We start from the raw sequence: 14,540 nt of genomic DNA, 5'->3' as shown, positions 1-14,540 counted from the left end.
TTTATTCTATAATGATATAGTGTAAATAATGAATGACTGTTCATTCAACACGAAAGAGGGATGGAAAATGAATTTAAGCAAACGTGTTCATGAAATTTCACAGCAAGATCCAAGCAAAGCGGCGTATCATTTTATGGGGAAAGATACATCGTACGGGGAATTCGACCAGTCCGTATCCAAATTTGCCGGCGCGCTTAAAGCATTGGGAGTCGCACAAGGAGACCACGTGGCATTTTTGCTCGGCAACTCTCCGCATTTTTTGATTTCTTTATATGCAACGATGCGGCTCGGGGCAACTGCTGTGCCGATCAACCCGATTTACGCGCCGGATGAAATCGCTTACATAGTAAAAGACAGTGATGCGAAAGTGGTTATTGCCCTTGATGCATTATTGCCGCTTGTTGAAAAAGCGCACATGGCGCTTCCGAAAGTAGAGGAGTTTGTCATCTGCGAAACGGATGCAGCGACGGCTGCCAAATTGGCTCAATTGCCGAAAGAGGTCGGACAAAAAGTCGCGGCTTTCTCGGAAATTCTTTACAAAGCAGATCCGATTGAACAGTCGGCTGATGTGCAGACAGATGACAACGCTGTCATTTTGTATACATCGGGTACTACAGGAAAGCCGAAAGGGGCGATGCTGACACACGGCAATTTGTATTCAAATGCCCGCGATGTAGGGGATTACCTTCAGATCGGCCCAGAAGACCGTGTTATCGCAACATTGCCGGTCTTCCATGTATTCGCCTTGACGGTTGTCGTCAATGCACCGTTGATTCAAGGGGCTACGATCATCTTGATTCCGCGCTTCAATCCGAAAGATGTATTTGATGCGATCAAGTCGCAGAAAGCGACCGTTTTTGCCGGAGTACCGACGATGTTCAATTTTATGTATCAATTCCCGGAAGCGCAAACGGCTGATTTTGAAACCGTCCGTCTCGCGATTTCAGGAGGATCGGCATTGCCGGTCGCATTGCTCCATAATTTTGAAGAGAAGTTCAATGTCCGTGTATCGGAAGGCTACGGCTTGTCTGAAGCGTCGCCGGTTACATGCTTCAACCCGGTTGACCGTGAGCGGAAAGCCGGTTCGATCGGAACTTCCATCATCAATGTAGAAAATAAAGTCGTGAATGAATTAGGCGAAGAAGTGGCAGTAGGCGAAGTCGGCGAATTGGTGGTCCGCGGGCCGAACGTCATGAAAGGCTACTACAAGATGCCCGAAGAGACGAATGCTGCACTACGGGATGGCTGGCTCTACACGGGCGACTTGGCTCGAGTAGACGAAGAAGGCTATTTCTATATCGTTGACCGGAAAAAAGACATGATTATTGTAGGCGGCTATAACGTCTATCCGCGTGAAGTCGAAGAAGTGCTATTTGCACATCCAGGCATTTCAGAAGCGGCTGTTGTCGGTTTGCCGGATCCGAATTTCGGAGAAGAAGTGAATGCCTATGTGGTATTAAAAGATTCTTCGATTACGGCAGAAGAGCTTCACGCGTATTGCGCCGAGCACTTGGCGAAATATAAAGTGCCGAAGCATTTTGAAGTGCTTGACGATCTTCCGAAAAATACGACAGGGAAAATTCTTCGCCGTTCCTTAAAAGATCAAGCATTGAAACAATCCTAAAGAAAAGAAAGGCTCAGGCAGTCGGATTGCCCGAGCCTTTTTTTGGCATTTGATTGAAAAGACTGACATTTTTCATTATAGTAGGAGAAGTAGTATTGCGAGTTTCGAAATAATTACCTAGGGGGATTTCACGTGGCGAAAAAAGCAGTAGAAATCAAAGACTTGACCAAATTAATATCGGTGACCGATCCTCACATTTCTCCAGATGGAACGCAAGCCGTGTTCGTCCGGACCCATATGGATGAAGAAGAAAATACATATATTGCCCATCTGTACCATAGTGATTTGGCAAGCGGAAAAGTGACGCAGTGGACGTACGGAAAAGAACGCGTTTCTTCGCCGTCGTGGTCCGCAGATGGAACGAAAATCGCCTTTTTATCGACGCGCGATGAGAAAAACCAATTATACGTCATCCCGTCATCCGGAGGCGAAGCGAAAGCTTTGACGGATTATGAAAAAGGCGTAAACAGTTTTGTCTGGTCGCCTTGCAATCAGAAAATTTGGATCAATGCCATGGCAAAAGACGGAAAAACATTTACCGATAAAGAAGAAAAAGATGAAAAGAAAAAGCCGGAGCCGGTCTTCGTCACGACCATGAAATACAAAATGGACGGTGCGGGTCTTGTGCCGCAAGATGTCCATCGCCAAATTGGAATCGTCGACATTGAAACAAAAGAAGTGGAGCAAATCACAGAAGGCGATTACCATTTCGGTTTGGAGACCATATCGCATGACGGCAGCCGCCTTGTTTACAGCGTAGTACGGGAAGAAAATGTGGATCACCTCTTCCAAGAACCATTGTATTTATACGAAGTTGAAACCAAAAAAGAAACATTGATCATTGATGAAGGCGGTTATTTTGGCGGGGCAGCCTTTTCATTTGATGATTCGAAAATCGCCTTTGCGGGAAGCACTCGTAACTTCGAAAATGCGACACATACAGAAATTTACGTATACGACGTGGCTGCAGGCGGCTATTTCTGCCTGACGGAAAGCATGGATTTCCCGATCGGCGATTATACAGTGGCTGACCATCAGCAAGGCGCCGCTGCCCCGGCAGTGGTCTGGACAAAAGACGACCACCTGTATTTCCAGGTGTCGACTATGGGCGATGTCCGTTTGTACTTCGCTTCGCTCGACGGCGCCATCTACCCGGCATCTCCGGAAATGGAACACATTTACGGCTACGATATTTCACGGGACGGCGTATTTGCAGTAGCTGCCATCAGCAATCCCGTAAATCCCGGGGAATTGTATAAGTTGACCATTGCGACAGGTGAACGCAAAGCCCTGACAGAGTTCAATAAAACCTATCTCGAAGAAACGGAATTGATTCAGCCCGCCTCGATTATCGCAAAAGGGGCCAATGACTGGGCGGTGCACGGCTGGCTGATGAAACCGCGCGGCTATACGGAAGGGGAGAAATATCCGCTGGTCGTGAATATTCACGGAGGCCCGCACGCCATGTACGGCAATACGTTTGTCCATGAAATGCAGTTGCTTGCAGCAAGAGGCTTCGGCGTTCTTTACGTCAATCCAAGAGGAAGCCACGGCTACAGCCAGGAGTTTGTGGATACCGTCCGCGGCGATTACGGCGGGGCGGATTACGAAGATATCATGAAGTCACTCGAAGACATGGTGGCTGAACATAGCTGGATCGATCAAGATCGGTTGGGCGTCACCGGCGGAAGCTACGGCGGATTCATGACCAACTGGATTGTCGGCCATACGGATCGGTTTAAAGCGGCCGTGACGCAGCGCTCCATCTCCAACTGGATCTCGTTCTTCGGAGTGTCGGATATCGGATATTATTTCAGCGATTGGCAAATCGGCGCCGATATGGGCGATATCGAGAAACTATGGAAGCATTCGCCGCTGAAATACGCAGCCAATGTCAAAACGCCGCTGCTGATCCTCCATTCAGAAAACGATTACCGCTGCCCGATTGAACAATCGGAGCAATTCTACATCACGCTGAAAAGCATGGGCAAAGAAACCGAATTCGTCCGTTTCCCGGAAGCCGACCATAACTTATCGCGCACCGGTAAACCGAATCTCCGTTTCATCCGCCTGGAGCAAATTGCCGGCTGGATGGAAAAATACCTATAAGAGTCTAAAGTGAGCGGCGCCTAATTGTTAGGTGCCGCTTTTTTAGGGAGTTTCGGGGTTTATTTGCGGGATTCGAGAGTTTGCTTGCGGGATTCGGAAGGTTGTTTGCGGAATACGTGGGTTTATTTGCGGAATGCGGGAGATTATTTGCGGAATAAAAGAGTTTACTTGCGCGAAGGGAAATTTCAATAAGAAAAGCCGTGCAGGCTGCACGGCTTTTTTCATTTCTTACTATTTTCCTTTGAACACCGGTTTGCGCTTTTCGCCGAATGCCATCAACGCTTCGATGCGGTCTTCGGTCGGAATCGTCAGCTCGTAGGCTTTCCGTTCGATATTCAAACCGGTCTGCAAATCTGCGTTCATACCGTTCTTGATGGCGTATTTCGCTTGCTGCAGTGCAATTGGGCCGTTCGCGAGCATCATATCCGCAAACTGAGCAGTCGCCCCAATCAACTCTTCGCGCGGCACCACTTTGGTCACCAGCCCGTATTCAAGCGCTTCCGGTGATTTCAAGCGGCGCGCCGTCAAGATCAATTCCATCGCTTTCGATTCGCCGATCAGCCGCGGCAAACGCTGGGTGCCGCCAGCTCCCGGGATAATCGCAAGGCTCGTTTCCGTCAAGCCGAGCAGCGTATCATCCGCAATTATGCGGAAATCACAAGCGAGGGCAAGCTCCATGCCGCCGCCGAATGCAAAGCCGTTCATCATGGCGATGGTTGGCTGCGGCAAATTTTCAATCGTTGTAAAAACTTCCCCGATTTTGAAGATATTGCGTTTGACGTGCTGGTCGGTCAACGTTTTACGTTCTTTCAAATCAGCTCCTACGCTAAATGCCTTCTCGCCAGCCCCTGTAAACACTACGACCCGGATATCCGGATTAATGCGGATCGCTTCGACGACTTGTCCAAGTTCCGTCAGCATCTCGTAGTTGAACGCATTCATGGCCTCTGGCCGGTTCAGCGTAATAAAAGCCAGATTCCCTTGTTGTTCGTAATGAATCGTGTTCATTTCCATCCCCCTTTAAGAACTTTCCATCCTTTAAAAACATACCACTTTTTGGACTATTCCGCTAACAAACTCTATAATGGAAGCCAGGGAAGGAGGCTCACAAATGACGCGCATCGCATTCATCCGCATTTTCCGCATTGTCTTCATGGCAATCAAATTCTACACGCAAGTGATGCTTTTCCAGCGCCGCCACCGGGGCAACTGGAATCCGCTTGTGCAGGAAAAATGGGAAAAACTCGTAACGAAACAAGCAAAAGAGTACAAAGTGCTCGCTTTGAAATTAAGCGGATTAATGATTAAACTGGGCCAATTCCTATCTACGCGAGCCGACATCATGCCGCCTTCATTTTTAGTGGAACTGGAAGGGCTGACAGACCGGGTGCCAGCCGTGTCTCGCCAAAAGATTGTCTCGGTGCTGGAGCAGGAGTGGAATTCGCCTCATACCAGCTATTTGGCGAGCCTATCCAATGAGGCGGTTGCTTCTGCTTCTATCGGAGAAGTTTACAAAGGCATTTTAAAAGATGGAACGGAAGTGGCCATCAAAGTGCAGCGCCCTGGCACCGATCGGATTTTGCGCGCTGATTTTCAGGCAATCCGAATCGTGATTTGGTTTCTGCGGACATTTACACCCCTATCCAAACAGATGGATTTCAAGCAATTATACGATGAAATGACGGAAACGATTGGAGCCGAACTGAATTTTCTTCAAGAGCTTCAAAGTGGACGCGCTTTTTCTGAGCGTTTTGAGGGAATGGAAGGCGTCCGTTTTCCTGTCTATTTCGATGAATATACGACGCGCCGCATCCTCGTCATGGAATGGATCGAAGGCGCGCGCATTACGGATCTGGCCTTTATCGAAAAGCACAATCTCGACCGGCATGAGCTGTCTGAGCGTTTGTTCATCCTGTTTCTTGAACAAGTGCTCTACGGAGGACAATTCCATGCGGACCCGCACGGCGGCAATATTTTATTGAAGCCTGACGGCACGATTGTCTTGATCGATTTTGGGATGACCGGAACGATTTCAAAAGCCGATTCACAAGCGGTCCTAAGAATTGCAGAAGGCATCATTTTCAAAAACTACGACGAAGTGCTCGATGCACTGGAAGAGCTGCGTTTTCTTTTGCCGCAGGCGGATCGGGCCCTTCTCGCCGATACGATTGCCCGGCTCGTCGCTGCTTATGAATCGAATGAACTCATGCAGATGGACAGCTTTGTGGTCGAACGCTTGCTGAAAGATCTGCAAGGCATCGTCCGGACGCAGCCGGTTCAGCTTCCGGCAGAATTCGCGTTTTTCGGAAGAGCGGCTTCGATTTTTGTCGGAGTGCTGCATGTCCTGGATCCTGGCATTGATTTGCTGGCGCTGGCCCGTCCGCGCATACTGGAATGGGCTTCTTCCCAAAAAGAAGGGAAGCGGATGTTCGGCAAAGAAGATGTCTGGCGCTGGGTGATTCAAGCATCCAATCCGCTGCGGGTTTTCCCGCAGAAAGTGCTCAATTACTTGGAAGAGCCGGAGCGCATGCGCCATTACCTGGAAAATCGGGACGGCCGCATTCGGGAGCACCAAAGAGATTTGCAGAGCCGCATGTTCGCCGGCATCTTCACGATCTTGTCATTTGGCGGCATCTCTGTAGCAGTCTGGTTTTCCCACGAAGCATTGATTTGGGTATCTTCTGCATTTTTCGTCGGATCTTTATGGACATACCGCTCCATTAAATAACCATCAAAAAAACTGCGCTAATGACAGCGCAGTTTTTTTGATGTGTTGAAAAAGGTAGAAAAGGAAAAAATCCGCCTGAAAATTCGATGCTCTGCAAAACTGCTGCGAAGCGATTGATCGCGGCTTATTGTGGAAACGTTGTCCATAGCGCCGCAGTACGGAATTCAGAAGTACATGCATCAATCCAACCAGTTTCTCGACAATTTGAAAAACTGCGCTAATGGCAGCGCAGTTTTTTTACATAAGGGCTATTGCTTTCTGCCATTTTAGCTGTAAAATGAAAATAAGAACAAATGTTCTCTTTTGGGGAGGTGGACCAGATGCCGTTGATCTCACAAGAGGAAGTAGCCCATTTTGAAAACATGATTTATTTGCCGATGGTGTTGATCATTTTGGAACGCGACCGCGCCTTGATCGAAAAAGGTTCTTTTAAGCTGAAACGGCCCTATTTGGAACTTATAGAAGGCGCGAGCAAACATGCGCAAAGAGAACTGACGGATACAAAAATCCATATGCGGAAGCGCCAAATGAAAGTGATGAGAGGGAAAAGAGATGATACGTTCACCGAATATGTTTTTTACCATGGCGGATTTGAAGACCATCGCCGCTATTTGAATGTCAGGCTGCGCAATCGGGTAGAGGAATTATTGAGGGTGTATTTAGCGATGGCCTACAATGAAACATAAGGTGAAGGAGACGATTGAAAGAGGGTCGATCAGGTAGAAAAGAGGCTGACGAATCGTCGAGGTATGAATCTCTGCCTCTTTGCTTAAAAGAAGTCAATCAGTCGAGCGGATGTTCTTTGCGCGGTGTATAGCGGCGCTTGGTCAAATAGATCATCTGGTGTTTATGGACCTGCTGCGCGTTTTTAAAATAACGGCGAAGCGAACCGGCGAATGAATGCTGGTTGCGGAGTGCGATGGGCGAGACGTCGAGCGGCACCGTCACCCCGTTGCTCAAATGCACAATGCTTCCTTTTCCGCTTTCATCGGTATCGACAAGGTCCACAGCATCAAAGTTAAACCAGACGGAATCTTTGTTCTTCGGGGAATGCGTCGGGAAGAAGAGCAAGGGATTGCCGTAATATTCGCCGATAATGACCGGCGGTTTGTGCTTGACGCGGATGGCCTTCTGGGAATATAGCGTTGCGCTTTCCAAAGATCCCCGGTAAAACGAACAGGAAGAAGTGACCGTTTTATAAACCGATTCTTCCACTATGAATTCACTGCGGTCTTCAATTACCCGTGTGCCCTCGCGGTGGCCGTTCATGTATGGCATAAGAGCGTAAGTGTTGCTGCACACCGTATAAGATATGGGATTTTGATTCCTTCTACCCATGATAAAACACCCCTTTAATTTACTATACATATAACATTATAATAAAATATGGAAATTTAGCAACGCATTTAATCGGAATATAAATTTTTTTCTATTTCATTAGAATTTTCAAAAAAGTTATTGATTATTCCTATTGCTTTCATGTATACTAATGAAAAGCATTCGGGGTGAAGAAGAATGGAAAACTATTATTCTTATGCTGATTTCATGAAAGCGATGGCTCAAACAAAGAAGATTACAGAAGCGGAAAAACTGCTAAATGATATTTATCTGGATTTATTCCTAAAGCATGTTCACCGCTCGCAGCAAGAAGCTCAGCTCATGACACTAATCGATGAAGCCCTGGACAATAATGACCGTCAATCATTCGCCACTTATACCGCACAGTTGCAGAGCCTGCAATGTGATGAAGATTAAATGAGAAAACCGCTCCTTGTGAGCGGTTTTTTTTGTTGGCCGGAAAAGAAAAAACGAAAAAAACATACGTTCGCTTTTTGTTAGGGGATTTTTAGGGCATATGATAAAATAGAGAGAGCGATATAATGGGAGGACGTTGACTATGAAACAGGAATTTAAACTCCAGGCCCCTTATGAACCGGGCGGAGATCAACCGCAAGCCATAGCGGAACTGACAAAAGGCATCATCAATGGCAAGCGCTGCCAGACATTGCTTGGGGCGACAGGGACAGGGAAGACGTATACGATGTCCAATGTCATTCAGCAAGTGAAGAAGCCGACTTTGATCATGGCCCACAACAAAACATTAGCTGGCCAGCTTTACAGCGAGTTCAAAGAATTCTTTCCGGATAATGCGGTCGAATACTTTGTCAGCTACTACGATTACTATCAGCCGGAAGCATACGTTCCGCAATCGGATACTTATATAGAAAAAGATGCCAGCATCAACGACGAAATTGATAAATTGCGGCACTCTGCCACAAGCTCTTTGTTTGAACGCGACGATGTCATCGTCGTTGCCTCGGTATCCTGCATCTACGGGCTCGGATCTCCAAAAGAATACCGCGAACTCGTGGTTTCTCTTCGAAAAGGAATGGAAATCGAACGCAATCAGCTGCTCCGGAAATTGGTTGATGTCCAGTATGAACGCAACGACATCAATTTCATTCGCGGAACTTTTCGTGTGCGCGGAGATGTCGTGGAAATTTTCCCGGCGTCCCGTGACGAACATTGTTTGCGTGTCGAATTTTTTGGCGATGAAATCGATCGGATCCGTGAAGTGGATGCGTTGACCGGCGAAATTATCGGCGAGCGCGAACACGTCGCCATTTATCCGGCATCCCACTTTGTAACCGGTGAAGAAAAAATGACGAAGGCCATTGCCAATATTGAAGCGGAATTGGAAGAACGCCTAAAAGAAATGCGTGCAGAAGATAAATTGCTGGAGGCGCAGCGCTTAGAGCAGCGGACGCGCTACGATCTTGAAATGATGCGTGAGATGGGATTCTGTTCAGGCATCGAAAACTATTCCCGCCATTTGACTTTGCGTCCGCCGGGCGCTCAGCCGTATACACTCATCGATTATTTCCCGGAAGATTTCCTCTTGGTCGTTGATGAAAGCCACGTTACATTGCCGCAAGTCCGAGGCATGTTCAATGGGGACCAAGCGCGCAAAAAAGTGCTTGTGGACCATGGTTTCCGTTTGCCGTCTGCCATGGATAACCGCCCATTGACCTTCGATGAATTCGAAGAGCATATCCATCAAGCGGTATTCGTATCAGCAACGCCGGGGCCGTATGAACTTGAACATACGCCGGAAATGGTCGAGCAGATCATCCGTCCGACAGGCTTGCTCGATCCAACAATCGAAGTGCGGCCGATTGAAGGGCAAATCGATGATTTAATGGATGAAATCCGCCAGCGTGTGGAACGGGATGAACGGGTACTCGTAACGACATTGACCAAAAAAATGTCGGAAGACTTAACGGCTTATTTGAAAGAGGCAGGCGTGAAAGTAAATTACCTGCATTCCGAGATAAAAACATTGGAACGCATTGAAATTATCCGGGAGCTGCGCATGGGTGTCTACGATGTGCTGGTCGGCATCAACTTGCTTCGTGAAGGATTGGATATTCCGGAAGTGTCGCTCGTCACCATTCTCGATGCAGACAAGGAAGGTTTCCTCCGTTCCGAGCGGTCATTGATCCAAACGATGGGCCGGGCAGCCCGGAACGCGAACGGCCACGTCATCATGTATGCGGACAAAATGACCGATTCGATGACGAAAGCGATTGAGGAAACGACTCGACGCCGAACCATCCAAGCGGAATACAACGAAAAACACGGCATCACGCCGGTTACCATCCAGAAGAAAATCCGCGATGTTATCCGGGCGACGACCGCAGCGGAAGGAACCGAAGAATACGTGACAAAAGCAGCGGCAGGCAAAAAGCTCAACAAAGAAGACCGCCTGAAGCTGATTTCGTTATTGGAAACAGAAATGAAAGAAGCGGCAAAAGCCCTCGATTTCGAACGGGCAGCCGAACTTCGAGATACTGTGCTTGAATTGAAAGCGGAAGGGTGATGGAATTTGAAAAACCAGGAAATACGTATAAAAGGGGCGAGAGCCCACAATTTGAAAAACGTTGATGTCACCATCCCGCGCGATCAGCTTGTGGTGATGACGGGCCTTTCCGGTTCAGGAAAATCTTCATTGGCTTTTGATACGATTTATGCAGAAGGGCAGCGGCGCTACGTCGAATCGCTGTCTTCTTATGCCCGCCAATTTTTAGGGCAGATGGACAAACCGGATGTTGATTTGATTGAAGGGCTATCGCCGGCCATTTCAATCGACCAGAAAACGACCAGCAAGAATCCGAGGTCTACGGTAGCGACTGTAACTGAAATCTACGATTATATGCGTTTAATGTATGCGCGGATCGGCAAACCGATCTGCCCGAACCATGGCATTGAAATTTCGTCCCAGACGATTGAACAAATGGTCGACCGCTTGCTCGAATATCCGGAGCGGACCAAAATGCAGGTTTTAGCGCCAGTGGTTTCCGGGCGCAAAGGGACGCATGTGAAGATGCTGGAAGACATTAAAAAGCAGGGATATGTACGGGTGCGCATCGATGGCGTCTTAACCGATCTGGATGATGACATCAATCTTGATAAAAATAAAAAACATTCGATTGAAGTGGTCATTGACCGCATCGTCATGAAAGAAGGCATTGCCCCGCGCCTCAGCGATTCGTTGGAAGCGGCATTGCGCTTAGGCGAAGGCCGCGTGCTGGTCGATGTCATGGAAGAGGAAGAGCTCTTATTCAGCGAGCATCATGCATGCCCGATCTGCGGATTTTCAATCGGTGAATTGGAACCGCGGATGTTTTCATTCAACTCGCCTTTTGGCGCTTGTCCGGAATGCGACGGGCTTGGCCATAAGCTCGAAGTGGACCCTGATTTGGTGATTCCTGATTGGAGTTTGTCGCTCGAACAGGATGCCATCGCGCCTTGGAAACCGACAAGTTCGCAATATTACCCGCAAATGCTGAAAGCCGTATGCAAGCATTATAAGATCGACATGACGGTTCCGATGAACGAATTGCCGGAAGAGCATATCCAAATTCTGCTTCACGGCTCAGGACACGACAAAATCCGCTTCCGTTATGAAAATGACTACGGCCAAATCCGGGACAATCATATCCATTTTGAAGGGGTCTTGACGAACGTCGACCGCCGTTTCCGCGAAACGTCTTCTGACTGGACTCGGGAACAAATGGAAAAATACATGGGCGAACAGCCTTGTCCGACTTGCAAAGGGTACCGCTTGAAACCGGAATCGCTTGCAGTTAAAGTAAATGATCTGCACATCGGTTCCGTTTCTGAATTCTCGATTGTCGAAGCGGATAAATTTTTTGCAAAGCTGGTCCTTTCGGAAAAAGATGCTCAAATTGCCGACGCGATTGTGCGGGAAATCCGGGAACGCGTCAGTTTCCTGATCAATGTCGGCTTGGATTATTTGACGCTGAATCGTGCATCGGGCACGCTATCTGGCGGAGAAGCGCAGCGCATTCGCCTCGCTACACAAATCGGTTCACGGTTGACCGGCGTCTTGTACATCCTGGACGAACCGTCAATCGGCTTGCATCAGCGGGACAATGACCGGTTGATCGGAGCGTTAAAAGATATGCGCGATCTCGGCAATACGCTCATTGTCGTCGAGCATGATGAAGACACAATGCTTGCAGCCGATTATTTAATTGATATCGGACCCGGAGCAGGCGTACACGGCGGAGAAGTGATCGCTGCCGGCACTCCTGAAAAAGTCATGAAGAATAAAAAATCGTTGACTGGCCAGTATTTGAAAGGAACTAAGTTCATCCCAATTCCTGCAGAACGCCGGCAATCGGATGGACGTAAAATTTCCATTCGCGGAGCCAGCGAAAATAACCTGAAGAATGTAGATATTGATATTCCGCTCGGCTTGTTTGTAGCGGTTACCGGTGTATCGGGCTCCGGTAAAAGTACCCTAGTCAACGAAATTCTCTATAAATCATTGGCAAGCCGTTTGAACCGGGCACGCATCAAACCGGGGAAACATAAATCATTGGAAGGCATCGATGAATTGGAAAAAGTCATCGATATCGACCAGTCGCCAATCGGCCGTACCCCAAGGTCGAATCCGGCAACCTATACCGGCGTATTCGACGACATTCGCGACGTATATGCCTCAACGAATGAAGCGAAAGTGCGCGGCTATAAAAAAGGGCGGTTCAGTTTCAACATCAAGGGTGGACGCTGTGAAGCCTGCCGCGGAGATGGTATTATAAAAATAGAAATGCACTTCCTTCCGGATGTATATGTCCCATGTGAAATTTGCCATGGAAAGCGCTATAACCGTGAAACGTTGGAAGTGAAATACAAAGACAAGAGCATATCCGACGTATTGGAAATGACGGTGGAAGCAGCGTCGCAATTTTTCGAGCACCATCCAAAAATTCACCGCAAGCTAAAAACCATCGTCGATGTCGGCTTGGGCTATATTACTTTAGGCCAACCGGCAACCACTCTGTCCGGAGGCGAAGCGCAGCGGGTCAAACTGGCTTCCGAGCTGCATAAACGCTCGAACGGCAAATCCTTCTATATCTTGGATGAACCGACGACGGGGCTCCATGCGGATGACATTTCAAGGCTCCTTCTCGTGCTCCAGCGCTTAGTCGACAATGGCGACACGGTCTTAACCATCGAACATAATCTTGATGTCATCAAGACTGCGGACCATATTATTGACCTTGGGCCGGAAGGCGGCGACAAAGGCGGCACGATTCTGGCGACAGGTACCCCGGAAGATATAGCTGCTGTAAAGAAATCTTATACCGGCAAATACCTTGGCCCGATTTTGGAACGGGACCGCGCCCGTACCGATGCGAAAGTCAAAAAAGCGACAAGCAAGAAAAAAGCAGCAAAATGAAACTTTTCCAGTCAGTAAACGTATGAATAAGTAGAACATTCAGCTTGGATTTTGTTCGGCCAGCAGAAGCAAAGCGCTGGCTGATCAAGAGTTCGGCGAAGAGGAGGCCGCAATACATGCAAAGTGAAAAAGAACGCATATTGGATATGGTCGAAAATGGTACGATTACGGCGAGAGAAGCGGTTGAATTGCTGAGAGCGATTGACGGCGGCGGAAACCAGGAATCATCTCGTGATTCTTCTTACGGCCGCAATGAATACCGTGAAAAACGCGGGAAGCGTGGATTATTCAGACCAGAAGACATGATCAAAAGATTCTCAAAAGATGTTTCCAAAAACGTGACGAAAGATTTTTCGAAGAACGTTTCGAAGGATTTCAATCAATTGGGCGACCGCATGATGACATTTATGCAAAGTTCGGTAAGCAAATTGAAAACCATGGATTTTGATTCGCCTTTCGGTGAAGCGATCCAATTCAGCCATACGTTCCGCGAGGAGAATTTAGCGATTGATAACATCATTGCGGATTTAGCGAACGGGCAGCTTGAAATTTTTGCTTCGCAAGATGAGACCATCCGGGCTGAATGTACCGTTAAAGCATTCCGTGCAGAATCGGAAATGCAAGCGAGAGAAGATTTCCTGGATAAATTTGTTTTTATTGCAGATAACCAAAAGCTGCGGATCATCAGCGACATGAAAACGACTCAAGTAAATGTCGTTCTTTATGTCCCTGCGAAAACGTATGACCATATTACAGCCCGTTTGTTCAACGGCGGATTTACAATGAAGCGCATTGATGCGGCATTGGTCAAAGTGAAAACCGCGAACGGGAAAATCGATTTGAAGAACAGCAATTTCGATGATGCGGAACTGGAAACGGCGAATGGAGCCATCCAAGTCCAGGAAGCCGCAGGGAAATTCCTAGAAACGGAAACGCTGAATGGCCGCATTTATATAGACGGCGATATTCAAACGGTTGAAGCGAAGTCGTTAAACGGCAATGTCGTCGTAACGTCAAGATGCAAAGAAGCACGCAAAGTGGAAGCGAAGACCATTGCGGGAAATTTGGAAATCTACATCCCGTCCCATTTGCCGCTCAGAGGTGAAGTTTCTTCCAACTTAGGAAAAATGGATGTCTTACTGGCAGATGTGGAAAACACCCATGAGCAAGGGCAGTTTATGCAGAAATCCATCCGCTTCTCGAAAGACAGCGGGGAAGCTGTTGCAGCTCCATTACTGATCCATGGCGAAACAAAAACCGGTACGGTTCTTGTCCGCTACCTGACAATCGAATAAACATAAAAAAGCCGG

At 47.9% G+C, this 14,540-nt stretch carries 10 protein-coding genes; 8 read left to right on the top strand and 2 right to left on the bottom strand.

Going from position 1 to position 14,540, the window contains the following annotated elements:
• The first annotated feature begins 67 nt into the window (after positions 1–67).
• Positions 68–1,624 carry an o-succinylbenzoate--CoA ligase gene (gene menE / locus BN1080_RS11810; RefSeq protein WP_052652266.1) on the top strand — a complete coding sequence of 519 codons (1,557 nt, stop codon included), beginning with the start codon at positions 68–70 and terminating at the stop codon, positions 1,622–1,624.
• Between the two features lie 132 nt (positions 1,625–1,756).
• Positions 1,757–3,733, top strand: a complete 1,977-nt coding sequence (locus BN1080_RS11805) for a S9 family peptidase (protein ID WP_052652265.1) — start codon at positions 1,757–1,759, stop codon at positions 3,731–3,733.
• A gap of 231 nt (positions 3,734–3,964) precedes the next feature.
• Here BN1080_RS11805 and BN1080_RS11800 read toward each other — a convergent pair whose 3' ends face one another.
• A complete protein-coding gene (locus BN1080_RS11800; protein ID WP_052652264.1) occupies positions 3,965–4,741 on the bottom strand; it encodes an enoyl-CoA hydratase-related protein in 777 nt (258 codons plus the stop codon).
• Between the two features lie 103 nt (positions 4,742–4,844).
• On the opposite strand from BN1080_RS11800, the gene BN1080_RS11795 reads away from it, so the two are divergent.
• Positions 4,845–6,461, top strand: coding sequence for an ABC1 kinase family protein (locus BN1080_RS11795; protein WP_052652263.1), 1,617 nt, complete (start codon positions 4,845–4,847; stop codon positions 6,459–6,461).
• A gap of 320 nt (positions 6,462–6,781) precedes the next feature.
• Positions 6,782–7,147: a YhjD family protein gene (locus BN1080_RS11790; protein ID WP_052652262.1), complete on the top strand. Its 366-nt coding sequence runs from the start codon at positions 6,782–6,784 to the stop codon at positions 7,145–7,147.
• A gap of 97 nt (positions 7,148–7,244) precedes the next feature.
• Here BN1080_RS11790 and BN1080_RS11785 read toward each other — a convergent pair whose 3' ends face one another.
• Positions 7,245–7,799 (bottom strand): competence protein ComK, encoded by a 555-nt coding sequence (locus tag BN1080_RS11785; protein ID WP_052652261.1) that lies wholly within the window; start codon positions 7,797–7,799, stop codon positions 7,245–7,247.
• 177 nt (positions 7,800–7,976) lie between these two features.
• Between BN1080_RS11785 and BN1080_RS11780 the strand changes: the two genes are divergently transcribed.
• The 4 genes from BN1080_RS11780 to BN1080_RS11765 all read left to right on the top strand — a co-directional run bounded on the left by BN1080_RS11780 (position 7,977) and on the right by BN1080_RS11765 (position 14,525).
• Positions 7,977–8,216, top strand: a complete 240-nt coding sequence (locus BN1080_RS11780; RefSeq protein WP_052652260.1) for an IDEAL domain-containing protein — start codon at positions 7,977–7,979, stop codon at positions 8,214–8,216.
• 142 nt (positions 8,217–8,358) lie between these two features.
• Entirely contained in the window at positions 8,359–10,341 is a 1,983-nt protein-coding gene (gene uvrB, locus BN1080_RS11775) for an excinuclease ABC subunit UvrB (RefSeq protein ID WP_052652259.1), read from the top strand.
• Positions 10,342–10,347: 6 nt separating this feature from the next.
• On the top strand, positions 10,348–13,230 hold the full coding sequence (gene uvrA / locus BN1080_RS11770) for an excinuclease ABC subunit UvrA (RefSeq protein WP_052652258.1): 2,883 nt from the start codon (positions 10,348–10,350) through the stop codon (positions 13,228–13,230).
• A gap of 116 nt (positions 13,231–13,346) precedes the next feature.
• Entirely contained in the window at positions 13,347–14,525 is a 1,179-nt protein-coding gene (locus BN1080_RS11765; RefSeq protein ID WP_052652257.1) for a DUF4097 family beta strand repeat-containing protein, read from the top strand.
• Positions 14,526–14,540: the final 15 nt, after the last annotated feature.

Origin of the sequence: Planococcus massiliensis, assembly GCF_000821325.1 — a bacterium.
Taxonomy (GTDB): domain Bacteria; phylum Bacillota; class Bacilli; order Bacillales_A; family Planococcaceae; genus Planococcus; species Planococcus ruber.
Note: the sequence above shows the minus strand (reverse complement) of the source record. Positions and strands in the feature narration are given on the sequence as shown.